Below are 22,840 nucleotides of genomic sequence, written 5' to 3' on the forward strand. Positions count from 1 at the left end.
GGTGCCGGACGGCGTCCCGCACCTCGGTCGGTAGGGTGAGTCCGTGCGCATCGCGAGATTCACCACCGGAGACGACCCCCGCTACGCCTTCGTCCAGGAGGAGGCGGGCTCGACCTACCTGGCCGTCCTCAGCGGCGACCCCCTGAGCATGCCGGCGCGGCCCACGGGCGAGCGCGTCGAGCTGGGCGACGGCGTCCGGCTCCTCGCCCCCGTGATCCCGCGCTCCAAGGTGATCGGTGTCGGTCGCAACTACGTGGACCACGCCAAGGAGATGGGCAACGAGGTCCCGACCAGCCCGCTGCTCTTCCTCAAGCCGAACACCTCCGTGATCGGGCCGGACGACCCGATCGTGCTGCCCGACTTCTCGCAGGAGGTCAGCTACGAGGCCGAGCTCGCCGTCGTCATCGGCCGGATGGCCAAGGACGTCACCCCCGAGCACGCGCTCCACTACGTCCTCGGGTACACCGTCGCGAACGACGTGACGGCGCGCGACGCCCAGCGTACCGACGGCCAGTGGGCGCGCGCCAAGGGCTTCGACTCCTCGTGCCCGCTCGGTCCGTGGATCGACACCGACTTCGACCCGGAGGACGCCGGCATCGGCTCGCGCGTCAACGGCGAGACCCGGCAGGACGGTCGCACGCGCGACATGGTGTTCGACGTCGCGTACCTCGTGTCGTACATCTCGGAGTCGTTCACGCTGCTCCCCGGCGACGTGATCCTCACCGGCACCCCCGCCGGGGTCGGCCCCATCGTCCACGGCGACCGCGTCGAGTGCGAGGTCGAGGGACTCGGGACCCTGGCGAACCCGGTGTTCCGCCGCAGCTGACGCGGTTGCCGTCCTGGTGCAGCGCCTACGGGTCGGCCACCCCGGCCGACGTCGATAGACTGCCGGGCGTGATCCCCGCTCCCGGTACCCAGCCTGTCCGTGTCCGCTTCTGCCCGTCCCCGACCGGGACGCCGCACGTCGGGCTGATCCGCACGGCGCTGTTCAACTGGGCGTACGCCCGGCACACTGGCGGGACCTTCGTGTTCCGCATCGAGGACACCGACGCGGCCCGCGACTCCGAGGAGAGCTACCAGCAGCTCCTCGACGCGCTGCGCTGGCTCGGCCTCGACTGGGACGAGGGCGTCGAGGTCGGTGGACCGCACGAGCCGTACCGCCAGTCGCAGCGCTCCGACCTGTACGACGACGTCGTGCGCCGGCTCGTCGAGGGCGGCTACGCCTACGAGTCGTTCACGACCCCCGAGGAGACGGCGGCGCGCAACGCGGCGGCCGGCATCAAGACCCAGGGGTACGACGGGTTCGACCGAGACCTGACCGACGAGCAGAAGGCCGCCTACCGGGCCGAGGGCCGCGAGCCCGTGCTACGCATGCGGATGCCCGACGAGGACGTCACGTTCGACGACGTCGTGCGCGGGGAGATCACCTTCAAGGCCGGCTCGGTGCCCGACTTCGTCATCGTCCGGGCCAACGGCAAGCCGCTGTACACGCTGGTCAACCCGGTCGACGACGCGCTCATGGGCATCACGCACGTGCTGCGCGGCGAGGACCTGCTCTCGTCGACCCCACGTCAGGTCGTGCTCTACCGCGCGCTGCTCGAGATCGGCGTCGCGAGCGTGATGCCCGAGTTCGGCCACCTGCCCTACGTCATGGGGGAGGGCAACAAGAAGCTCTCCAAGCGCGACCCCGAGTCCAACCTGTTCCTGCACCGCGAGCGCGGCTTCACGCCCGAGGGCCTGCTCAACTACCTCGCGCTCCTCGGCTGGTCCATCTCGCCCGACCACGACATCTTCTCGGTCACCGAGCTCGTCGAGGCGTTCGACGTGCACGACGTGCTGCCGAACCCCGCGCGGTTCGACCTCAAGAAGGCCGAGGCGATCAACGCGACGCACGTGCGTCGTCTGGCGCCCGAGGACTTCCGCGACCGGCTGGTGCCGTACCTGCACGCGGGCGGGTTCGTCCCGGCCGACGCGTTCGCGGACCTCGACACACGCACCCAGGAGGTGCTGACGGCCGCCGCGCCGCTCGTCCAGGAGCGCATGACGCTGCTCGGCGAGGCGACCGGCATGCTCGGGTTCCTCTTCACCGCTGACGACGCGCTCGTGATCGAGGACGACGCCCGCAAGGCGCTGCGCGACGAGGCGGCGGACGTCGTGGACGCCGCGACGACCGTGCTCGGCGGACTCGACGACTTCACGGCCGAGCCGATCCAGGCCGCGCTCAGCGCCGCCGTCGTGGAGGGCATGGGCATCAAGCCCCGGTTCGCGTTCACGCCCCTGCGCGTCGCGGTCAGCGGCCGCCGCGTCTCGCCGCCGCTGTTCGAGTCGATGGAGCTGCTCGGCAAGGAGTCGACGTTGGCGCGGCTCGCGTCGCTGCGCGCCACCCTGTGACGGACGCCGTACCCGGCTCCGGAGCGCTCGCGCTCGACGCCGTCCTGCTGGACGTCGACGACACCCTCGTCGACACCAGGGCCGGGTTCGCCGCTGCCCTCGACGCGGTGATCGACGAGTACCTGCCGCACCTCGCCGACGATCGACGTCCCGAGGTCCTCGCCACGTGGCGGGCGGACGCCGGCGGGCACTACCGCGCCTACACGCGCGGCGAGATCGGGGTCGAGACGCAGCGGATGCGCCGCGCCAACGAGCTGCACGCGGCGTTCGGCGGACCGGTGCTCGACGACGCGTCGTACGCGCCGTGGCAGGCGCTGTTCTGGGGCACGTTCGAGGCGTCCTGGTGGGCGCACGACGACGCGCTCGCGGCGGTGCGCGAGCTGCTCGACGCCGGCGCGGCCGTGGGCGCCGTGACCAATGCGCCGACGGCCCAGCAGGAGCGCAAGCTCGCGGCGGCCGGCCTCGCGGACCTTGTCCCCGTCCTGGCCGCCCTGGACACGTTCGGCGTCGGCAAACCCGATCGCCGCATCTTCCTCGAGGGTGCCGCCGGCTCGGGTCCGACCCGGCCCGTACGGCCTACGTGGGCGACGAGCTCGACGTCGACGCACGAGGCGCTCGCGACGCCGGGCTCGTCGGTATCTGGCTCGACCGGCCGGGCCGGCGCCGCGGGGAGCGCACCCCGAGGACCCGCGCTCGGCGCGCGCCTCGGGCGTCCACGTCATCGCGTCGCTGGACGAGCTACCGGCGCTCGTCCGTCGCTAGTCGACCGAGGGATCGCCCGACGCCGCTCCGCTCCGGGAGCCGACCGGCCCGGTCGGCGCGCACGAACCGGGTCCCGAGGACCGCGATGCACGTGCCGACGAGCAGAGCGGTCGTGTGCCCGACGCTGGTGAACGTCACCCCGGCGACGACCGGGAACAGGAAGAACGCCCAGGTCGCCGCGAGGTAGGGCCACGTCCACGGTCGGGGCACGAACAGGGCCGCCGTCGCCATCGATGCGGCGAGGACGTAGCTGACCCCGACGTCCTCCGCGCTGACCACCGACTCGGGGAGGAAGCCGTGGAAGATCCCCGCGCTCAGCCCGAGGGCCACCACGAGCGTCGCGCCCACATGACCGGCGACACCGATGAGAAAGACTCCCAGCACGCCGAGGTACCGCTGCAGGTAGGCGAGCGTCACCAGCAGCATCCCGACGAGCACCAGCTCCCCAGGTGTGCTGATGACGAACGCGCTCGACACGAGCACCGACAGCGGCCGTTCCGTCAGGTTGTCGAGGTTGGTGCTGAACTGCTCCAGGTACTGGTCCGTCGTCCCGGTGGGCTGCGCCCACAGCACCACGGCCACCGCGACGACGACGACCGCGTAGGCGATGGCGATCCATCCCCGCGCCACCGTGCGACCGACGTCACTGAGCACGGCGCGCAGGTCGACACGTCGGGTGGGCGCAGCGGGCCCAGCACTAGGGTTCACGCGGTCACGGTACGACCTGATGCTGGATGCCACCTGCGCCTGCCCGGCCGACTCCCGCCGATCCCGGGCACGCCCGGCGCGGGAGGCGCCGGCGGCCCGGGATCGCGGGACCCGCTACCCCTTCCCCGAGCTCTTCGCCTTGTCCTTCCCTGCTCCCTTCCCCGCGCCCTTCTGCGCGCTCTCCACGGTGTCGCACGGCGCGCCGTCGAGCCAGAACTGCTCGGGTGCCGCGTCGGCGAAGGCGCCCGGGTTGCCGACGAACCCGACGGTCACGCGCTTGCCGCTCCGGATCTCGTCGTTCCACGACAGGCTGGACGCGGTGACGTCGGCGGCCTGCTGGCTCCAGTCCGCGCTCCACGCCTGGCGGGTGACGGTCTGGTCTGCGGTCCACGACCAGGTGAGGTCGTCCCACGCCAGCGTGTGGTCGGACACGTTGCGCAGCCAGATCTGCGTGTTGAACCCGCCGGGCCAGGTGCCGTGGCGGATGTGCTCGACCTCGCAGACGGGAGCCTGCGGCGCGGCGGCCTGGACGACCGACTGGTCGGCGAGGAACGACGCGACCCAGGAGAGCGCGGAGTTCCAGTTCACCGTGATCTCGTTCGTCGACCACGACCCGATGTCGTCGACGTAGCAGAACTGGGGTTTGCAGCCGTCCGGGTAGAGGCTCGAGATCACCGGGTCCCACGTGCCGCGGTCGGAGTTGGGCCCACCGGCCACGGAGCCCGGGGGCGGGTGTGGCAGCTCGGCGTTGACCTGCGCGGCGAACCATCGGCTGTGCTGGTTCTCGGAGTACACGTCACCGTATCCCGTCACGTACGAGAGGTTGAGCGCGTTCCTGCCGAACAGGTAGTCGGCGCTCTCGAGCAGTGCGTCCAGGTGTGACCGGTCGCCGCTCGCGTCGTAGGCCGCTCCCAGGACGACCATGTTGTTGAGGACCTGGCTGTTCGATCCCCAGACGAACGTGCCGTCGTCGGCGCCGGCATAGGCCATGCCGAAGGACTGGGCCTGCTGGACCGCCGCGATCTCGTCCGCCCCGTCGAGGAGCGCCTGTCGGACGTCGGCCCTCCCGGGGTAGTCGTTCGGGACGTTCGCGAGGTCCATGACGGCCAGGGCACCCGTCGAGTCCCAGCTGAACCCGGCCGGGCCGATGGCCTCCGTGGCCTCGTCGGCGTGCGCGTCGAGGTAGTCGGAGAACCCGTCCTCACCGGTGGTGATGTAGAGCTCGGCGGCGGCCCAGTAGAACTCGTCGCTGACGTCGTCGTCGTTGTAGGGGCCTCCGCCGTCGTTCCCGTCGGCCGCCGGGGCGTAGAGGTCCGGTGTCGCGAGCGCCGCGTCCCAGGCGGTGCGGGCGTCGACGAGCAGCTCGGCCGCGTAGTCCGCGTCGTACGGGGCGAACAGGCGCGCGCCTTGGGCGGCCGAGGCGGCGAGGTTGAGCGTCGCCGCGGTCGACGGCCGGTGCAGGTACCGGACCTTCGGATCGTCGGCCGGTGCGAGCGGGAGCCCGGTCCAGCCGTAGTCGTGGATCTTGTGGTGCACCATCCCGGCGAGCGGCTCGCCGTCCGGGACCATCATCGACTGCATGAACTCGAGCTCCCAGCGCGCCTCGTCGAGAACGTCCGGGACCCCGTTGTCGACCTCGGGGACGTCGAGCGTGCCGTCGGCGAGCGCGCCCCGGTCGGCGGACGACGCGCTCTTGGTCCGCTCGTACGTCTGGAGCAGCTGCGCCGTGGCGATGCCGCCGTTGACCACGTACTTGCCGTGGTCTCCCGCGTCGTACCAGCCGCCCGTCACGTCGAGCGTGTAGTCGCAGGTCCACGGCGTCTCGTAGGGCTGGGCCGGGTCGTCGGCGGGCTGGCAGGGGACGGCGACGTCGCCCTGGTTCGTCGCGGATCCGCCGGCCTCGCTCACGTGGCCGGCCGCTCGGGCGAACTCGTCGCCCACGATCGCTGCGTCGATCTCGATCCCCGACCGTGCCAGGTAGAAGTAGTTCAGCGCGTCGAGACGCAGCTGGTCGTACGCGTCGGTGCCGATCTCGAACGGATGGCTCGTCTCGCCGTCCGCCACGAGCGTGTACGTGCCCGGCGTCGTCTGGTCGGTCAGGTCGATCGTGTGGACCGTGAGGCCGGACGACGCGTCGTCACCTGCCGGGGTGGTCTCACCGGTGGCCGTGGTCGTCCCGTCCTGCGCCAGCAGGGTCCAGGGCAGGGGTCGGTCGCGTCGGTCACGAGCGTCGCGCCCTTGGGGCCGTCGGTGAGGTACCCCACCTGGTTGACGCGGACCCGAGGTCCGGTGTCGGGTTCGTACGCGGGCAGCGCGGAGCCGCCCAGGAGGGAGACCTCGTCGAGGCAGAACGTCCACGGCGTGCTCGAACCGCCGATCTGGAACGCCACCTGGCGGTTGCCGATCTCCTCCTCGACGGTGAAGCCGCTGGTGTACGAGCCGTCGACGGTGGCCGCGAGGATCTCGGTCGACACGGCGTACGAGCCGCCGTTCTCGCCGACGATCGCGCGCGTGGGTCCGCCTCCGGAGGCCGTGAAGGCGAGGGTGTAGTCGCCCGGCGGCAGCGTGAGGTCGTTGTGACCGACGATCACGTCCCACGGGTTGCTGGTGCCCCCGGGCACGTCGAGGCACCAGACGCCATCGGTGAGGGTCGAGCCCGTGACTCCGGACGCGAACCACGGGTCCGTGCCGTCGTCGAACGAGGTGTTGGCCAGGAGCTCGACCGCGGCCGGGGCGACGGAGACGTCGTCGACGCAGAAGGTCCACGCCTCGGCGGCTCCGCCGACCTGGAAGGCGAGCTGGAGGTCCTCGGTGTCCTCGGCGACGGTGAAGCCGATCTCGTGGTCCTGCCATGCGCCGTCCTCGCCGCCCGCCGTCGGGAGGGTCGTCGCGACGGACTCGGCATAGGAGACCGGGTCCTGGACGAGCCCCTTGACCGGTCCGGTCCCGCTCGCGGAGAAGGAGAACACGTAGTCGCCGGCGGGCAGGTCGAGGCCGTCCTGGCCGATGATCGCGTCCCAGGGGTTGGTGGTCCCCGCCGGGACGTCTCCACAGAGGGCTCCGTCCACGACGTCGACCGGGAGGTTGCCGGTCGACCACCACGGACCGGTGCCGTCGTCGAACCCGCCGTTGACGATGTCTGCGGAGGCCGGTACTGCCGATGCGGCTATCAGGGCTGAAGCGGTGAGCGCGCAGATCCCTGCGCGTGCGAGTCGTCGTCGTAACACGTCGTGCCTCTCTGTCGTCGTTGACCGAGTGCCTCGTCCTTGAGGCTGTGGAAGCGCTCCCACACTCCTGGTGACGCTTCGCGAAGGTGGTGTGGGAGCGCTTCCGCTCGCTCGAACCTAGCACCGCGGCCGTGCCACGCAACAGATCTGACGCGCGTAGCCGCGGCCCGACGGGGCTCGTGAGCAAGGGCGCTGCGAGGGCTGCGGGGCCCCGCGTGCGGGAATTCTCGCGTCCGCGCATCGTTGGACCACTCGACACCTCGGCACCACGACCCCTACCGCAGGAGGACCTCCACGTGCGCTATCTCGACACCACGACCGCGACCGGCCGAAAGATCTCGAAGATCGGGGTCGGCACGTGGCAGTTCGGCTCGAAGGAGTGGGGCTACGGCGACGAGTACGCGACCGGGCAGGCGCGCGAGATCGTCCACCGCGCGCTCGACCTCGGGGTCACGCTGTTCGACACCGCCGAGATGTACGGGTTCGGCAAGAGCGAGCGGATCCTCGGGGAGGCGCTGGGGGACCGGCGCGAGGAGGCGTACGTCGCCTCCAAGATCTTCCCGGTGTGGCCGACCGGCTCCGTGACGCAGCAGCGCGGCGTCGCCAGCGCCGACCGCCTCGGTGTGCGCACGATGGACCTCTACCAGGTGCACCAGCCGAACCCGGTCGTGCGGGACTCGTCGACCATGCCCGGCATGGCCTCGTTGCAGCGCACCGGCCTGGTCGGTGACGTCGGCGTCAGCAACTACTCGCTGGAGCGCTGGAAGAAGGCGGACGAGGCGCTCGGCGCGCCGGTCCTGTCGAACCAGGTGCAGTACAGCCTCGTGCGGCGCGGCCCGGAGGACGACCTGATCCCGTTCGCGCAGCAGAACGACCGCGTCGTCATCGCGTACAGCCCGCTCGCCCAGGGGTTGCTCTCCGGGAAGTTCGACGCCCAGAACCGGCCGCGCAACGGCGTCCGCCGCTACAACCCGCTGTACACGCTCGAGAACCTCGAGCGGGCGCGGCCGCTGCTCCGGGTGCTGCGCGACGTCGCCGACGCCCACGGTGCGGCGTCGTCCCAGGTGGCGCTGGCGTGGGTGGTCTCGCACCCCAACGTGGTGGCGATCCCGGGCGCGTCCAGCGTCGAGCAGCTCGAGAAGAACGTCGCCGCCGCCGAGCTGGACCTCTCCCCGGACGAGATCGCGGCCCTCGACGACGCCTCCGCGCTCTACGACCCGGTCGGGGGCCTGCGGGTGGCCAAGGACATCGTCACCGGCCACTGACCCCCGTGCCGAACCGGTGATCCGGTGCGATCCCGAGCCCGGGACGGCACGAGATCACCGGTTCGGCACCCCGTAGTCGCCGGTTCGGCGGGTGAACGGGTTGTCGGACGACGTCCCGACCTAGACGAGCAGCAGCACCCCCGCCAGCGAGACCGCGAGGATCACGAGCCACGACAGCGCCCCGAGCACGAGGGTTCGCCGGCCCGTCCGCACCAGGTGCGGCAGGTCCACGCCGAGGCCCATGGCGAACATGGACCCCACGAAGAGGACCGTGGTGAGGGTCTTGGCGACGTCGAGGACGGCGTCCGGCAGGATCCCGGTGCTGCGCAGCAGCACGGCCAGCACGAAGCCGACGACGAAGAGCGGGACCGGCGAGGTCCGTCGTCCGCCTGCGGGCGCGCCGGTCGTGCCGTGGCTGCGGTGGCTGTCGGACGACGCGGTGTGGGTCGCGCTCCCGGTCGTCACGACGTCGGTGGCCGCGGCGGGACCACCAGCGCCGGCATCGGCGGCTCGTGCGCCGGCCGCGCGGGCCCGACGTGCGGAGACGATGCCCGCCCCGGCGACGAGCGGTGCGAGGAGCGCGACGCGCGCGAGCTTCGCGACCGTCGCGGTGGCGAGCGCGACGGTCGAGATCGTGCCGGCCGCCGCGACGACCTGCGCGACCTCCTGGGTGCTCGCGCCGATCCACAGGCCCGCCTGGTGGTCGTCCATCGCCATCAGGCCCGCGAGCCAAGGGACGACCACCACCGCGAGGGAGCCGTAGATCGTCACGAGGGCGAGCGCGGCGGCGAGGGCGTCGTCCCGCGCGCGCCGCGCCTCGCGCGCCTCGACGGTGTCGCCCGGGTCGGCCCCGTCGTCCACGACGCCCTTCATCGCGGAGATCGCTGCCGCACCGCAGATCGAGAACCCGGTCGCGACCAGCAGGGTCGTGATGCGGTCGACCTTCAGCACGCGCCCGAGAGCGAGGGTCGCGCTGAACGTCACGACGACGCTCGTCACGACGACCAGGATCCCCTGCCAGCCCAGCGCGAGGACCTGGGGGATCGACAGCTGCAGTCCGAGCAGGACGACGGCGGCACGGAGCACGCGCGACGCGGTCCAGTCCGTCCCCGCGCGCGTCGCCGCGAGGACATGGCCGCGACGGCCGGACGGCTCGGAGCGGGCGCCGAGCACCGACCCGACGACGGCACCGAGCGCGAGGGCCAGCACGAGGGGCGACACGGTCGGGACGAGGCCCCCGAGGAGCAGCGTGCCGGCCGTCGCGATCGCGACGACGAGCAGCCCCGGGGCCCGACGACGCCAGGTGCCCGCAGAGGTCGGGGAGCCTTCGCGAGGCGACGGGCGGACGACGGTCGTCGCCTCGGGCGCGGGGTCTCGGGTCGGGTCTGCGGTCGCGGTCGGTGGGCTGTACTGCGTCATGGCCCCAGCCTCAGGCGCTGCGCGGACTGCCGGAAGGCCGAACACCGAACCGAGCCATAGGGTGAGGCTATGACTGGAGCGAGGCTATGACGGACGGGTTCGAGGAGCGACGCGGGGAGCGCACGGGGTTGGCCGCGCTGGAGATCCTGGTCGCCGCCGGTTCGCACGGGTCCATCAGCGCTGCCGCACGCTCGCTCGCGATCTCCCAGCCCACGGCCTCGGCATCGTTGCGCCGGCTCGAGCGTCGCCTCGGGGTCGAGCTCCTCGCGCGGTCCACGCGCGGCGCCACGCTCACGCCGGACGGTCGGGCCGCGGCGGCGTGGGCGCGGGAGGTCGTCGACGCATCCGACCGGTTCGAGCGGAGCGTCAGCGCCCTCCAGGGCGCGCCGACCGCGCGGATCCGGGTCGCGGCGAGCCTGACCATCGCCGAGCATCTGGCCCCGCGATGGATCACCGCGCTGGCGGCCGACCCGTCCGCACCGCAGGACGTCGAGCTCGTCGTCCGCAACTCGGCCGGTGTCATGGACCTCGTGCTCGCCGAGGACGTGGCGCTCGGCTTCGTGGAGTCGAGCAGGGTCCGCCCGGGTCTGCGCAGCCGGAAGATCGCCGACGACGAGCTGGTGGTGGTGGTCGCAGCGGGCCATCCGTGGGCGCGTCGGCGCCAGGTCACGGTGCCCCAGCTGCTGGCGGGCGGGCTGGTCGTGCGCGAGCGGGGGTCCGGGACCCGCGAGATCCTCGAGCGGGCGCTCGAGGCGGCGGGGGAGAAGCTCCCCGGGCACCTGCCGTACCTCGGGTCCACGGCGGCGCTGGTCACCGCGGTCCGGCACTCGGGGGCCGTCGCCGTCGTCTCGGGGCTCGCGGTGGCGGACGCCGTCGCTGCGGGCGCGCTCGTCCGGGTCCCGGTCCCCGGGATCGACCTGCAGCGGTCGCTGCGCGCGGTGTGGAAGGACGGGTCGTCGCTCCCGGCCGCCGTGCGACGGATCGCCGCGGTCGCCGGTGCGGGCTGACGCGCGGGTCGCGCGCCGGTCGCATCTCGGGGGAGGCGCCGGCCGCTCGTCTCGGGGGAGGCACCGGCCGCTCGTCGGTCACGTCGTGGCGGTCGTCACAGAGGCGCTCACGCATTTGGTCGTGAGGCGTCGACCCGGTAATGTTCTCGCTCGGTACGGCTCCCGGTTTCGAGTGTCTGTCGCACGATGCAGACGTTCGTGAGGCCGGGGGTTTATTTCCGTGGGGTATGGTGTAATTGGCAGCACGACTGGTTCTGGTCCAGTTAGTCTAGGTTCGAGTCCTGGTACCCCAGCAGAGTGACGTTGCAGCGGGTCCGGCTCCGGACGCGACGCGCCAGATCTCTAGTTTTACGGAACGGCGGCTCTCGGGTCGTCGGTCATAGGCCCCCATCGTCTAGCGGCCTAGGACGCCGCCCTCTCACGGCGGTAACACGGGTTCAAATCCCGTTGGGGGTACGAGCGGTCACAGCAGGATCGTGATCGTCGGCGGCGGCTCTCGGGTCGTCGGTCATAGGCCCCCATCGTCTAGCGGCCTAGGACGCCGCCCTCTCACGGCGGTAACACGGGTTCAAATCCCGTTGGGGGTACCAGCTCACCTGCATCGCAGGTGTCGCGCACGAGGGTCGGACCACAAGGTCCGGCCCTCTCTTGCGTTTCACACTCTGCCCGTGTGGGGTGCTCAGCGGCGGGGACGCGTCGGCGGGAACGCCGGGGGTGGTGGCGGCACGGGTCCCGGGCTCGCGGCGTCGGGGTCGATGCGGACGGGCTGCGTGCCCGCCGACGACGGCCCGGACCAGACGTCCGCCCGTCGGTCTGCCGGCCGACCCGCAGGACTGCCCGTCGACTCCTCGGGCCACGTGGACCCGGCGCGCCCCGAGGAGCTCCCGGTCGACGTCCATACGGCCGGCGGGTCTACCGGGGGTGCAGCCTGGGGTGCAGCCTGGGGTGCGGCCGGGGGCGATGCCTCGGCCATCATCGCGTCGTCGAGCTCCTCGTCGGACTTGTCCGGGCCCTTGCTGCTGCCGAACAGGGTCTCGCCCAGGGCCTCGTACGTCTCCTGCGGGTGGTCGACGTACTTGATCTTGTGCAGCGCCTGGTCCTGGCCGGCCGACTCGAAGACGAACTCCCCGTAGCCCAGGATCTGGCCGCCGAACGACCGGTCGAAGACCATGTCGGTGACCTTGCGGACCGGCATCATCGACACCCGGTCGATGAAGAGCGAGTAGACGAGAAGGATCCTCTTGTCCGTCGCGACGAACCACTCGACGCGCCAGTGGACCAGCCGCCACACGGCGCGTGCGGCGAGCGGGATCGCGAGGAACCAGACGAAGCCCGCTCCTCGGCGGACGTGGTCAGGAGCCACGAGTGGAGGTAGGCGACGAGGATCGTCGCGCCGATCGCGCTCGCGACCGGCTCGAGGACGGACGCCCAGTGGCGTCGTGCCTCGAAGACGAGACGTTCGTTGCCGAGGACGTACTTGCGCACCGCCCGGTTCCGGGGGAGACGGTCGGTCATGGTTGCGGCGCCTGTCGAGCCGTCAGTCGAGCAGCGACGAGAAGAACTGACCGATGCTGCTGAACGCCTGCGTGATGACGTTCCAGATGGTCTGCAAGAGGTTGGCCGACTGGTCCGGGCTGTTGATCACCGCGTACACGAGGAACGCGATGATCAGCCACATCAGCAACATCTTCACCTTGCCGGGCACGGTCACTCCTTCGTTCGCTCGGTCGATCGGTCAGGCGACCCGCCGGGCAGGACCTGTCGTGACCGGTGCTGGACGGACATCGGTGCAACGTTTGCACGTCCGGTGGCGGATGTGGCGCAGGCGCGCCACGGCGCTCGGGGTCCGTACGCAGGCGGGAACGGGCGCATGTGCCCCTCCAGGTGGCTCGATCGAGCCGCAGGTCACTCGCCGGCGCGGCGCAGCACCTCGGAGAGCCGGTTGGCCGCGGCCACCAGCGAGCCGGAGTGGAGCCGACCGGGCTGGCGGGTGAGGCGCTCGACCGGGCCGGAGATCGACACGGCGGCCACGACGCGGCCGGACGGGCCGCGCACCGGGGCCGAGACCGACGCCACCCCGAGCTCGCGCTCGCCGACGGACTGGGCCCAGCCGCGTCGTCGGACACCCGAGAGGATCGTGGCGGTGAACTTGGCCTCGCGAAGCCCGCGGTGCAGCCGGTCGGGCTCCTCCCAGGCGAGGAGCACCTGTGCGGCCGACCCTGCCTGCATCGACAGGGTGGCGCCGACCGGGATCGAGTCGCGCAGGCCGACCGGACGCTCGGCGGCGGCGACGCAGATGCGGTGGTCGCCCTGGCGGCGGTAGAGCTGTGCGCTCTCGCCGGTGTGGTCGCGCAGCGCCATCAGCACGGGGTTCGCGGCGGCCAGGAGGCGGTCCTCGCCGGCGGCCGTCGCAAGCTCGTTGAGGCGCGGCCCGAGCACGAACCTGCCCTGCATGTCGCGGGCGACCATGCGGTGGTGCTCGAGCGCCACCGCGAGGCGGTGTGCCGTCGGGCGGGCGAGCCCGGTCGAGGTCACGAGCTGTGCGAGGGTGGCGGGACCGGACTCCAGGGCGCCCAGGACGGACGCTGCCTTGTCCAGGACGCCGACTCCGCTAGTATTGTCCATAGGACGATATTGGCGTCTCGCCTCGTGAGATGCAAGTCTGGACTCGAAAATCCACCGCGTGTCGTCGGCACGCACGCAGAACCTCGGGCGCACCCACGGTCGTCACGGCTCGCCGGAGCCGTCCCGCACAGCGCACGGGCAGCACGGAAACGGAAAGGGAGCATCATGGCCGGGACTCTGGCGGAGAAGGTCTGGGACGCGCACCTCGTGCGCCGGGGGAGCGACGGTGCGCCCGACCTGCTGTACATCGACCTGCACCTCATCCACGAGGTCACCAGCCCGCAGGCGTTCGAGGGTCTCCGCCTCGCCGGCCGCCGACTGCGCCGGCCGGACCTCACGATCGCGACCGAGGACCACAACACGCCGACGCTGGACATCGACCAGCCGATCGCGGACCTCACGAGCCGCACGCAGATCGACACGCTGCGCAACAACGCGGCGGAGTTCGGCGTCCGGATCCACTCGCTCGGCGACGCCGACCAGGGGATCGTCCACCAGGTCGGCCCGCAGCTCGGCCTGACGATGCCCGGCCTCACCGTCGTGTGCGGCGACTCGCACACGTCGACGCACGGCGCGTTCGGCGGGCTCGCGTTCGGCATCGGCACGTCCGAGGTCGAGCACGTCATGGCCACGCAGACGCTGCCCCTCGCGCCGTTCCGCACGATGGCGATCACCGTGAACGGCGACCTGCCCCCGGGGACGACGTCGAAGGACATCATCCTGGCGATCATCGCGAAGATCGGCACCGGTGGCGGCCAGGGCTACGTGCTCGAGTACCGCGGCGAGGCGATCCGCAAGCTGTCGATGGAAGCCCGCATGACCATCTGCAACATGTCGATCGAGGCCGGGGCGCGCGCAGGCATGATCGCCCCCGACGAGACGACGTTCGAGTACATCAAGGGCCGCCCGCACGCTCCTGAGGGCGCCGACTGGGACGCAGCCGTCGAGTACTGGAAGACGCTGCGCAGCGACGACGACGCTGAGTTCGACACCGAGGTCGTCCTCGAGGCGGACGACCTCGAGCCGTTCGTCACCTGGGGCACCAACCCCGGCCAGGGCCTGCCCCTGTCGGCGGACGTGCCGGTCCCCGAGGACATCGCGGACGAGAACGAGCGGGTCGCCGCCGAGAACGCGATCCGCTACATGGGCCTGACCGCGGGCGCCCCGCTGCGCTCGGTCGCGATCGACACCGTGTTCATCGGCTCCTGCACGAACGGTCGCATCGAGGACCTGCGGTCCGTCGCGAAGGTCGTCCGGGGCAAGAAGAAGGCGGACTCCCTCCGGGTCCTCGTCGTGCCGGCGTCGGCGCGCGTGCGCCTGCAGGCGGAGGCCGAGGGTCTCGACAAGATCTTCCTCGACTTCGGGGCGGAGTGGCGCAACGCGGGCTGCTCGATGTGCCTCGGCATGAACCCTGACCAGCTCGCCCCGGGTGAGCGCTCGGCGTCGACGTCGAACCGCAACTTCGAGGGCCGCCAGGGCAAGGGCGGGCGCACCCACCTCGTGTCGCCGCTCGTCGCCGCGGCGACGGCGATCCGCGGGACACTCTCGTCGCTGTCCGACCTCGACCTGCCGGACGACGTCGACATCACCTCGTTCGACGGCTCGCCCCTCGCCCCGCTCGACCCGAACGTGATGCTGCAGGTCTGACCGGAGCACGCCGGTCCGGGCGCCGCTACCGGAACCCGAGCACCCGCGCAGCACCCCAGCATCAGCGAACAGCATCGTCGATCGCACACCCGGACTGGAGCACCACCATGGAGAAGTTCACCACCCACACGGGCGTCGGAGTCCCGCTGCGGCGCAGCAACGTCGACACCGACCAGATCATCCCGGCCGTCTACCTCAAGCGGGTCACGCGGACGGGCTTCGAGGACGCGCTCTTCGCCGCCTGGCGCGGGGACTCGTCGTTCGTCCTCAACCAGGACGCGTACCGGTCGGGGACGGTGCTCGTCGCCGGTCCTGACTTCGGTACGGGCTCGTCGCGCGAGCACGCCGTCTGGGCGCTCAAGGACTACGGGTTCCGCGTGGTCCTCGCGTCCCGCTTCGCGGACATCTTCCGGGGCAACTCGGGCAAGCAGGGTCTCCTCGCGGGCCAGGTCGCCCAGGAGGACATCGAGCTCCTGTGGAAGGTGCTCGAGAACAAGCCGGGCACCGAGGTGACGGTGAACCTGGTCGAGCGCACCGCGACCGCCGACGACGTCACCGTGCGGTTCCACGTCGACGACTACACGCGCTGGCGCCTCATGGAGGGTCTGGACGACATCGGTCTCACCCTCCAGCACGAGGAGGAGATCACCGCCTTCGAGCAGGACCGCGCTGCCTGGCGCCCGAAGACGCTGCCCGCGAAGCACCTGCCTCCGGTCGACATCGAGGCCGCGCGACCCGTCTGAACCGATCGTGCCGGACGGCGGCGCTCACCTTCGTGAGCGCCGTCGCCACGGTGGTCGGCGGCGGCTGGACCCGGACCCGGGCTCGGCCCCAGGGCCCGCTCCTGCTACTGCAGGGGCGGGCCCTGCCGCGTGCGGGCCTCGAGCGCGTCGAACGCTTCTCGGGGTCCGAGGTCACCGTGGTCCCAGCGGGACTCGACCCACCAGGTCGCCCCGGCGTCCGACAGCTCGCGGCACAGGGCGCTCGCGTCGGCGGGGGCGTCGGGGAGGACACCCTGCACGACGACCTCGAACGGGCCGGCGCCCTCCCGCCGTTCCCGGTGCTCGGCGACCCACGCGCAGATCTGCGCCACGTCGTCCGGTGTCGGGGTGTCCATCGCGCGGTCCCCGCGGAGCTGGACGACGACGCCGTCCCACCGGGCCGCGCGGCCCATCGACCGCTCCGACGGGAACGCACCGACGACCCACACCGGCACGCGGGGCCGCTGCACCGGCCGCGGCAGGATCGTCATGTCCGACACCTCGAGGTGGTGGCCGCGGTACGAGAACGTCTCTCCGGTCGCCGCGAGGTCGAGGACGGCGAGCGCGTCGTCCAGGCGCTCCGCGCGCTCCCGTGCCGTCGTCGCCTCGCCGACCACCCCGCGGAACGCCGCGTCGTCCACCGCGCCGATGCCGACGGGGAGCACGAGCCGGCCGCCCGAGAGGTGGTCGACCGTCAGCGCCTGGCGCGCGACGACCCACGGCCGGCGCCGGGGCAGCGCGAAGACCATCGCGCCGAGCGTGATCCGCTCGGTCCGCACGGCGGCCGCCGCGAGCACGGCCCACGGGTCCCAGGTGTCGAGCGGGCCGACGCTGATGCCGTCCCAGGTGAAGTAGCCGTCCCACCCGCTCTCCTCGGCGGTGACGGCGAGGTCGACGGCCTGCGCCGCCGTGCCCGTGCTCCCTACGACTCCGAACTTCATCACACCACCGTAGGCGTGACCCGACGTCGTGTCGGCACATAAGGTGCGGGACGTGGAGGCGTCGGGAGGCACGGGAGCGCTGCGCCTGGCGCGCGCCGCGGTGGTCGCCACGATCGTGCTGCTCACCGCCGGAGGCGCTCACGTCGCCGCCGGGGGTCGGTCCCCGCGCCCCTCGTGCTCGCCGTGCTCGCGGCACTGACCTTCCTCGCGTCGTCGGTCCTGGCGCGGACGACACCGAAGGTCGTGGTGCTCGTCCCGGTGATGGCCGGCATGCAGCTCGCGCTGCACCAGGCCTTCGGCACTCTCTCGGGTCACGCGGCCGCCGGACCGGGACCGGCCGCGCACCACGAGCACCTGCACGGGGCTGCGCTCGCGAGCCAGGTCAGCGACGTGGTCGGCGGCGGTGCCACGAGCGACGTGGCGACGCACGCCGTCGGCAGCACGATGCTCGTACTCCACCTCCTGGCGAGCGCGGTCGCTGCGGTCCTGGTCGCGCGCGGTGAGCGCGCCGCCCGCGCCGCGGCGCACTGGGTGCGCTCCGTGGTCCTGAGGCTGCCCGCGGTCCCTCGTCCCGTGCCGAGCGCCCGCCAGGTCGCGATCACACGTGAGGCCACGCCGCGCCCCCGGACGTGCACGACGCCGCTCCCTGCCCGAGGGCCGCCCGGGGCGCTGCTCGCGGTCTGACCGCACAGGCCGAGACCGGGCGTGCCTCGCCCGGTGCCGCCTCTGTCGACCCGCCGCACGCCACCCCGGGAGTTCCCGGACGGCCCGGGAAGTCCCGGGCCCCCTCTCGCGATCCGTCTGCGCACCGCCCTGCCCTGCCTGTCGCCGGGCGGCGGGTGCGTGGGCGCCCCAGTACCCAAGGAGCACCATGTCCAACACCCGAACCATCACCCGTACCAGCACCCGGACCGACTCTCTCGACCACCGCCCGAGCGCCGACCCGTCGAGCGCGACGGTCCCGTCCGAGACGTCCGGCCGGGCCCCGCGGGCGCCCCGGAGCCTCCTGGTCGGGGTCGCCGCCGCGTCCCTCACGCTCGTCCTCGCGGGGTGCGCGTCCGACGACGGCGCTGCCGCATCGCCTCCTGCGTCCACCGGGTCCTCGTCCTCGGCCGGGTCGACCGAGTCGGACGGGTCGGCTGAGGCCGACGCGCTGACCATGACCGACCCCTGGGTCAAGGCCGTCGACGAGGGCATGACGGCGGCGTTCGGCACCCTGGAGAACTCGTCCGACGCGGACCTCGTCGTGGTCTCGGCGACCACGACGGCCGGGTCCACGGCCGAGCTCCACGAGATGGCCGAGGGCGACGACGGGGCGATGACCATGCAGGAGAAGGAGGGCGGCTTCGTCGTCCCGGCCGGTGGCGAGCACGTACTGGAGCCAGGAGGCGACCACGTCATGGTCATGGGCGTCACCGACCCGATCCTGGCGGGCGACCCGATCGAGGTCACCCTCACGCTCGAGGACGGCTCGACCCTCGACGTCGAGGCTCCGGCCCGCACATACTCGGGAGCGAACGAGTCGTACGACGAGCACGGTGACGACGGGCACGACCACTCGTGACCGGACGCCGAGGACTGGACCGCCGGTCCTTCCTCCAGGGTGGTGCCGCCGCGCTCGGCGGCGCCGCCCTGGCCCTCGGCGGGCGCGAGCTCGTCGAGGCGGCGGGCGGGCCGGTACCGGGTGGAGGGGCGACGGCCGGAGGGGCTCCAGGTGCCCCGACCGCGCCCGACGACGCCGTGGGTCGTGCCACGGAGGGGTTCCGTGGCACGCGCCAGGCAGGGGTCGCGACCCCGCCCCAGGCGAGCGCCGCCTTCGTGGCGCTCGACCTGGCGGGTGACGTCGACCGGGCCGCGCTCGTGCGGCTCATGCGGATCTGGACGGACGACATCGAGCGGCTGACGTCAGGTCGAGCGCCTCTGGCGGACACGGAGGCCGAGCTGGCCGCCGTCCCCGCACGGCTCACCGTCACCGTGGGGTTCGGCCCGGCGGCGCTCGCCGCGGCCGGGGTCGACGAGGCGTCGGTGTCGTGGCCGGCGGCTCTGCCGCCGTTCGGCATCGACCGCCTCGAGGACCGGTGGTCCGGTGGCGACCTCGTCCTGCAGGTGTGCGCGGACGACCCGCTGACGGTGGCCCACGCCGTCCGGCTGCTCGCCAAGGACGCGCGCTCGTTCGCGGAGGTGCGCTGGGTCCAGCGCGGGTTCCGGCGAGCGGTCGGGACCACGCCGTCCGGCACGACGATGCGCAACCTCATGGGTCAGGTGGACGGGACCGCGAACCCGCACCTGGACGTCGACGCGAACCTGATCTGGCGCGAGGACGGCAGCACATCGATGGTCGTGCGGCGTATCGCCATGAACCTCGACACCTGGGACGAGCTGGACCGGGACGGGCGGGAGAAGGCCGTCGGGCGACGACTCGACACCGGCGCGCCCCTCACGGGCGGCACCGAGCACGACGAGGTGGACCTCGAGGCCGAGGACGAGCACGGGCTGACCGTCGTCGCGCCGTTCGCGCACGTGCGGCGGGCCCGGACCGACGACCGGGCGCAGCGGTTCCTGCGGCGCGGCTACAACTACGACGACGCGCCCTCGGGCGGCGCCGTCTCCGACTCGGGACTGGTCTTCGTGACGTTCCAGGCGGACGTCGAGGCGCAGCTCGTCCCCGTGCAGCGGCGCCTCGACGAGCTCGATCTCCTCAACGAGTGGACGACCCCGGTGGGCTCCGCCGTCTTCTGGGTCCCGCCCGGGGCGGGGAGCGGCGAGATCCTGGGGCAGTCGGTCCTGGGCGGGTGAGTCGGGCGGGTGAGTCGGGCGGGTGAGTCGGGCGGGTGAGTCGGGCGGGGGTCCGGTGGTGTCCGTCGGGAGGCCGGCGGGAGGCCGGCGGGGGTCGTAGTCCGCCGCTCCGTGCGCGAGGGTGAATAATCGGGGGCGGTGCACGAGGCTCACCCGCTACCGAGATGAGGACCCGCCCCCATGAACGACGTCCTGAACGTGACCGGAGGGACCCCGCTGCGCGGGGAGATCACCGTCCGAGGTGCGAAGAACTTCGTGTCGAAGGCGATGGTCGCGGCACTGCTGGGGGAGTCGCCCAGCGAGCTGCGCAACGTGCCGCAGATCCGCGACGTGAAGGTCGTCAGCGGTCTGCTGCGCCTGCACGGCGTCGAGGTCGAGCACGACGAGGTCACGGGTGTCCTGCGCATGGACCCCACGGCCGTCGAGTCGGCGCACGTGGCCGACATCGACGCGCACGCCGGCGCGAGCCGCATCCCGATCCTGTTCTGCGGGCCGCTGCTGCACCGCCTGGGCGAGGCGTTCATCCCCGACCTCGGCGGGTGCCGGATCGGCGACCGGCCGATCAACTACCACCTGGACATCCTGCGGCAGTTCGGGGCGACGGTCGACAAGCTCGACTCCGGGATCCGGCTCACGGCGCCGAACGGGTTGCGCGGCACGAAGATCAAGCTCCCGTACCCGAGCGTCGGGGCGACCGAGCAGCTCCTGCTGACCGCGGTGCGAGCCGAGGGCATCACCGAGCTGTCGAACGCGGCGATCGAGCCCGAGATCATGGACCTGATCGCGGTCCTGCAGAAGATGGGCGCGATCATCTCGGTCGACACCGACCGGGTCATCCGCATCGAGGAGTCTCGCGCCTCGACGGCTACCGTCACACGGCGCTCGGTGACCGCATCGAGGCTGCGTCCTGGGCGTCCGCGGCGCTGGCGACCGGTGGGGACATCACGGTCAAGGGCGCCGAGCAGCCCGGGATGATGGCGTTCCTCAACACGTTCCGCAAGGTCGGCGGGAAGTTCGAGGTGCAGGACGACGGGATCCGGTTCCTGCACCCCGGCGGCGACCTCGACCCGATCGTGCTGGAGACGGGCGTGCACCCCGGGTTCATGACCGACTGGCAGCAGCCGCTCGTCGTGGCCCTCACCCAGGCGAACGGCCTGTCGATCGTCCACGAGACGGTGTACGAGAACCGGTTCGGGTTCACCGACGCGCTGCGCGGCATGGGCGCCACGATCGGGGTCTACAAGGAGTGCCTGGGCGGGACGGCGTGCCGGTTCGGTCGACGCAACTTCCACCACTCCGCCGTCGTCTCCGGTCCCACACCGCTCGAGGCCGCCGACATCGAGGTGCCCGACCTGCGCGGCGGCTTCTCGCACCTCATCGCGGCCCTCGCCGCGAAGGGCACCTCGACGGTCCGGGGGATCGGGCTGATCGACCGGGGCTACGAGAACTTCCAGGACAAGCTGCTCGCCCTCGGGGCAGACGTGTGGCGCGACTGAGCCGGTAGGCTTGCCGACCGTGCCGATCGCCCACCCCGAGTCCAAGACCTACCGCGCCCTCGCGGTCGTCCTGCGGCCCCTGCTGTCGTCGATGACGCGCAAGGACTGGCAGGGTCAGGCCAACGTGCCCGCCACCGGCGGAGTCCTCATCGCGGCCAACCACGCGACGCAGTTCGACCCGTTGACGTTCGCGCACTACGTGTACGACGCCGGTCGGGCGCCCAAGATCATGGCGAAGCACTCGTTGTGGAAGGTGCCCGTCCTCGGCCCGATCCTCACGCACACCGGCATGATCCCCGTGCGCCGCGGCTCGTCCGACGCGCTCGCGTCGCTCGGGGACGCCGCGAAGGCACTCGAGGCCGGGGAGTGCGTCGCGGTGTTCCCGGAGGGCACGGTGACCCGTGACCCGGAGCTGTGGCCGATGGTCGGCAAGACCGGGGTGGCGCGGCTCGCGCTGACCACCCGCGTCCCCGTCGTGCCCGTCGCGCAGTACGGCGCGCACCGGATCCTGCCGCAGTACTCCAAGAAGTTCCGCCCGTACCCGCGCAAGGACGTCTCGGTGCACGCCGGGCCTCCCGTCGACCTCTCCGACCTCTACGACCGGAACATCGACGGCGCGGTCCTGCGCGAGGCGACGGAGCGGATCATGGCGGCCATCACCGTCCTCCAGGAGGGCATCCGCGGCGCGAGCGCCCCGCAGCCCCCGTTCGACCCCCGCAGATCGAGGAACGACTCATGACCACGGACATCTCCGACGAGGCGACCGGCGCCCCGGTCTCCGCACCTGCACGCGTCGCCGTGCTCGGCGCCGGGAGCTGGGGGACGACGTTCGCGGCCGTCCTCGCCGACGCGGGCTCCGACGTCCGGCTCTGGGGCCGCGACCCCGTCGTCGTCGACCAGATCAACACGGCCCGGCGCAACGGCAAGCGGCTCCCGGGCATCACGCTGCCCGAGGGGATCGCGGCCACGACGGACGCCGCGCACGCCCTCGACGGCGCCGAGATCGTCGTCGCCGCGGTCCCGTCGCAGACGGCACGCGTCACCCTGCGCGAGCTGCGGCCGCACGTCGCCGACGGAGCCGTGGCCGTCTCCCTGATGAAGGGCGTCGAGCTCTCGACGGACGACCGGATGAGCACCGTGATCGCGGACGCCCTGGGCCTGCCGGACGACCGCATCGCCGTCCTGTCCGGGCCCAACCTGGCCCGTGAGATCGCCGAGCACCAGCCGACGGCGACCGTCGTGTCGTCGACGAGCGAGGCGACGGCGGCCCGCGTCGCCGCGGCCTGCTCGACCAGCTACTTCCGCCCGTACACGAACTCCGACGTGGTCGGCGTCGAGCTCTGCGGGGCGGTCAAGAACGTCATCGCGATCGCCGTCGGCATGGCGCAGGGTCGCGGCTTCGGATTCAACACGACCGCCACCGTCATCACGCGCGGTCTGGTCGAGATCACGCGCCTCGGGCTCGCCCTCGGGGCCGACGCGCGGACCTTCCCGGGGCTCGCGGGCATGGGGGACCTGATGGCCACGTGCGCGTCGCCATTGTCCCGCAACCACACGCTCGGCAAGCACATCGGTCAGGGCATGACCCTCGAGGAGGCCGTGGCCGCGACCGGCGGCACGGCCGAGGGGGTCAAGTCGTGCCGCTCGGTGCTGCACCTCGCGCGCACGGCGGGGGTCGACATGCCGATCACCGCCGGCGTCTCCGCCGTCCTGAACGACGGCCTGCCCGTCGCCGAGATGGCGCGCGCTCTGCTCTCGCGCCCCCAGAAGGCCGAGGGCATCGTCTGACGGTTCG

At 72.3% G+C, this 22,840-nt stretch carries 19 protein-coding genes, 3 tRNA genes and 3 pseudogenes; 17 read left to right on the forward strand and 8 right to left on the reverse strand.

Going from position 1 to position 22,840, the window contains the following annotated elements:
• Positions 1–43: 43 nt before the first annotated feature.
• From QUE47_RS11505 to QUE47_RS16930, 3 genes and pseudogenes are all read left to right on the forward strand, one after another.
• On the forward strand, positions 44–826 hold the full coding sequence (locus QUE47_RS11505) for a fumarylacetoacetate hydrolase family protein (RefSeq protein ID WP_286217400.1): 783 nt from the start codon (positions 44–46) through the stop codon (positions 824–826).
• A gap of 68 nt (positions 827–894) precedes the next feature.
• Positions 895–2,391, forward strand: coding sequence for a glutamate--tRNA ligase (gene gltX / locus QUE47_RS11510; protein WP_286217401.1), 1,497 nt, complete (start codon positions 895–897; stop codon positions 2,389–2,391).
• A pseudogene (locus QUE47_RS16930) lies at positions 2,388–2,876 on the forward strand (HAD family hydrolase); the annotation flags it as partial. The gene gltX and the pseudogene QUE47_RS16930, both read left to right, overlap by 4 nt.
• A 253-nt stretch (positions 2,877–3,129) precedes the next feature.
• Here the strand turns inward: QUE47_RS16930 and QUE47_RS11520 are convergent.
• From QUE47_RS11520 to QUE47_RS11530, 3 genes and pseudogenes are all read right to left on the reverse strand, one after another.
• Positions 3,130–3,861 (reverse strand): rhomboid-like protein, encoded by a 732-nt coding sequence (locus QUE47_RS11520; RefSeq protein WP_286217402.1) that lies wholly within the window; start codon positions 3,859–3,861, stop codon positions 3,130–3,132.
• Positions 3,862–3,975: 114 nt separating this feature from the next.
• A complete protein-coding gene (locus QUE47_RS11525) occupies positions 3,976–5,925 on the reverse strand; it encodes a glycoside hydrolase family 9 protein (RefSeq protein ID WP_350227749.1) in 1,950 nt (649 codons plus the stop codon).
• A gap of 39 nt (positions 5,926–5,964) precedes the next feature.
• Positions 5,965–7,151, reverse strand: a pseudogene (locus QUE47_RS11530) (cellulase N-terminal Ig-like domain-containing protein); the annotation flags it as partial.
• 233 nt (positions 7,152–7,384) lie between these two features.
• On the opposite strand from QUE47_RS11530, the gene QUE47_RS11535 reads away from it, so the two are divergent.
• Positions 7,385–8,353 (forward strand): aldo/keto reductase, encoded by a 969-nt coding sequence (locus QUE47_RS11535; RefSeq protein WP_286217404.1) that lies wholly within the window; start codon positions 7,385–7,387, stop codon positions 8,351–8,353.
• A gap of 120 nt (positions 8,354–8,473) precedes the next feature.
• Here QUE47_RS11535 and QUE47_RS11540 read toward each other — a convergent pair whose 3' ends face one another.
• Positions 8,474–9,772, reverse strand: a complete 1,299-nt coding sequence (locus QUE47_RS11540) for a YeiH family protein (protein ID WP_286217405.1) — start codon at positions 9,770–9,772, stop codon at positions 8,474–8,476.
• Positions 9,773–9,858: 86 nt separating this feature from the next.
• Here QUE47_RS11540 and QUE47_RS11545 point away from each other — a divergent pair, with 86 nt between their 5' ends.
• The 4 genes from QUE47_RS11545 (at position 9,859) to QUE47_RS11560 (ending at position 11,369) form a co-directional block, all read left to right on the forward strand.
• Positions 9,859–10,779 (forward strand): LysR family transcriptional regulator, encoded by a 921-nt coding sequence (locus QUE47_RS11545; RefSeq protein ID WP_286217406.1) that lies wholly within the window; start codon positions 9,859–9,861, stop codon positions 10,777–10,779.
• Positions 10,780–11,000: 221 nt separating this feature from the next.
• Positions 11,001–11,072: transfer RNA gene (locus QUE47_RS11550), tRNA-Gln, on the forward strand.
• 90 nt (positions 11,073–11,162) lie between these two features.
• A tRNA-Glu gene (locus tag QUE47_RS11555) sits at positions 11,163–11,235 on the forward strand.
• A 58-nt stretch (positions 11,236–11,293) separates the two neighbouring features.
• Positions 11,294–11,369: transfer RNA gene (locus QUE47_RS11560), tRNA-Glu, on the forward strand.
• Between the two features lie 89 nt (positions 11,370–11,458).
• Here the strand turns inward: QUE47_RS11560 and QUE47_RS11565 are convergent.
• The 3 genes from QUE47_RS11565 to QUE47_RS11575 all read right to left on the reverse strand — a co-directional run bounded on the left by QUE47_RS11565 (position 11,459) and on the right by QUE47_RS11575 (position 13,404).
• Positions 11,459–12,142: a PH domain-containing protein gene (locus QUE47_RS11565; RefSeq protein ID WP_286217407.1), complete on the reverse strand. Its 684-nt coding sequence runs from the start codon at positions 12,140–12,142 to the stop codon at positions 11,459–11,461.
• A gap of 174 nt (positions 12,143–12,316) precedes the next feature.
• Entirely contained in the window at positions 12,317–12,484 is a 168-nt protein-coding gene (locus tag QUE47_RS11570; RefSeq protein ID WP_286217408.1) for a hypothetical protein, read from the reverse strand.
• Positions 12,485–12,684: 200 nt separating this feature from the next.
• Complete coding sequence (locus tag QUE47_RS11575) at positions 12,685–13,404, reverse strand: IclR family transcriptional regulator (RefSeq protein ID WP_286217409.1); 720 nt, start codon at positions 13,402–13,404, stop codon at positions 12,685–12,687.
• A gap of 165 nt (positions 13,405–13,569) precedes the next feature.
• On the opposite strand from QUE47_RS11575, the gene leuC reads away from it, so the two are divergent.
• Both leuC and leuD read left to right on the forward strand, forming a co-directional pair.
• Positions 13,570–15,051, forward strand: a complete 1,482-nt coding sequence (gene leuC, locus QUE47_RS11580) for a 3-isopropylmalate dehydratase large subunit (RefSeq protein ID WP_286217410.1) — start codon at positions 13,570–13,572, stop codon at positions 15,049–15,051.
• 107 nt (positions 15,052–15,158) lie between these two features.
• A complete protein-coding gene (gene leuD, locus QUE47_RS11585) occupies positions 15,159–15,794 on the forward strand; it encodes a 3-isopropylmalate dehydratase small subunit (protein ID WP_286217411.1) in 636 nt (211 codons plus the stop codon).
• Positions 15,795–15,898: 104 nt separating this feature from the next.
• Here the strand turns inward: leuD and QUE47_RS11590 are convergent, their stop codons facing one another.
• Positions 15,899–16,753 carry an LLM class flavin-dependent oxidoreductase gene (locus QUE47_RS11590; protein WP_286217412.1) on the reverse strand — a complete coding sequence of 285 codons (855 nt, stop codon included), beginning with the start codon at positions 16,751–16,753 and terminating at the stop codon, positions 15,899–15,901.
• A gap of 52 nt (positions 16,754–16,805) precedes the next feature.
• On the opposite strand from QUE47_RS11590, the gene QUE47_RS11595 reads away from it, so the two are divergent.
• The 7 genes and pseudogenes from QUE47_RS11595 (at position 16,806) to QUE47_RS11625 (ending at position 22,833) form a co-directional block, all read left to right on the forward strand.
• Positions 16,806–16,952 (forward strand): hypothetical protein, encoded by a 147-nt coding sequence (locus QUE47_RS11595; RefSeq protein ID WP_286217413.1) that lies wholly within the window; start codon positions 16,806–16,808, stop codon positions 16,950–16,952.
• A complete protein-coding gene (locus tag QUE47_RS11600; protein ID WP_286217414.1) occupies positions 16,937–17,437 on the forward strand; it encodes a hypothetical protein in 501 nt (166 codons plus the stop codon). The genes QUE47_RS11595 and QUE47_RS11600 overlap by 16 nt, the downstream gene beginning before the upstream one ends.
• Before the next feature lie 187 nt (positions 17,438–17,624).
• Positions 17,625–18,317, forward strand: a complete 693-nt coding sequence (locus tag QUE47_RS11605; protein ID WP_286217415.1) for a copper chaperone PCu(A)C — start codon at positions 17,625–17,627, stop codon at positions 18,315–18,317.
• Positions 18,314–19,549 carry a Dyp-type peroxidase gene (locus tag QUE47_RS11610; protein ID WP_286217416.1) on the forward strand — a complete coding sequence of 412 codons (1,236 nt, stop codon included), beginning with the start codon at positions 18,314–18,316 and terminating at the stop codon, positions 19,547–19,549. The genes QUE47_RS11605 and QUE47_RS11610 overlap by 4 nt, the downstream gene beginning before the upstream one ends.
• A gap of 180 nt (positions 19,550–19,729) precedes the next feature.
• Positions 19,730–21,045: pseudogene (gene murA, locus QUE47_RS11615) on the forward strand (UDP-N-acetylglucosamine 1-carboxyvinyltransferase).
• Positions 21,046–21,064: 19 nt separating this feature from the next.
• On the forward strand, positions 21,065–21,784 hold the full coding sequence (locus tag QUE47_RS11620; RefSeq protein WP_286217417.1) for a lysophospholipid acyltransferase family protein: 720 nt from the start codon (positions 21,065–21,067) through the stop codon (positions 21,782–21,784).
• The gene (locus QUE47_RS11625) at positions 21,781–22,833 is read left to right on the forward strand and encodes an NAD(P)H-dependent glycerol-3-phosphate dehydrogenase (RefSeq protein WP_286217418.1); all 1,053 of its coding nucleotides are present in this window, start codon (positions 21,781–21,783) and stop codon (positions 22,831–22,833) included. Before QUE47_RS11620 ends, QUE47_RS11625 begins: the two co-directional genes overlap by 4 nt.
• The last annotated feature ends 7 nt before the right edge of the window (positions 22,834–22,840 follow it).

The sequence above is a fragment of the Paraoerskovia sediminicola genome, from assembly GCF_030296575.1.
GTDB lineage: Bacteria > Actinomycetota > Actinomycetes > Actinomycetales > Cellulomonadaceae > Paraoerskovia > Paraoerskovia sediminicola.

What these genes read in the sequence shown, in the direction of transcription:
- QUE47_RS11540 (WP_286217405.1), bottom strand. Translation starts at nt 9,772, where the DNA reads ATGACGCAGTACAGCCCACCGACCGCGACCGCAGACCCGACCCGAGAC.
- QUE47_RS11545 (WP_286217406.1), top strand. Translation starts at nt 9,859, where the DNA reads ATGACGGACGGGTTCGAGGAGCGACGCGGGGAGCGCACGGGGTTGGCC.
- QUE47_RS11575 (WP_286217409.1), bottom strand. Translation starts at nt 13,404, where the DNA reads ATGGACAATACTAGCGGAGTCGGCGTCCTGGACAAGGCAGCGTCCGTC.
- leuC (WP_286217410.1), top strand. Translation starts at nt 13,570, where the DNA reads ATGGCCGGGACTCTGGCGGAGAAGGTCTGGGACGCGCACCTCGTGCGC.
- leuD (WP_286217411.1), top strand. Translation starts at nt 15,159, where the DNA reads ATGGAGAAGTTCACCACCCACACGGGCGTCGGAGTCCCGCTGCGGCGC.
- QUE47_RS11590 (WP_286217412.1), bottom strand. Translation starts at nt 16,753, where the DNA reads ATGAAGTTCGGAGTCGTAGGGAGCACGGGCACGGCGGCGCAGGCCGTC.
- QUE47_RS11605 (WP_286217415.1), top strand. Translation starts at nt 17,625, where the DNA reads ATGTCCAACACCCGAACCATCACCCGTACCAGCACCCGGACCGACTCT.
- QUE47_RS11625 (WP_286217418.1), top strand. Translation starts at nt 21,781, where the DNA reads ATGACCACGGACATCTCCGACGAGGCGACCGGCGCCCCGGTCTCCGCA.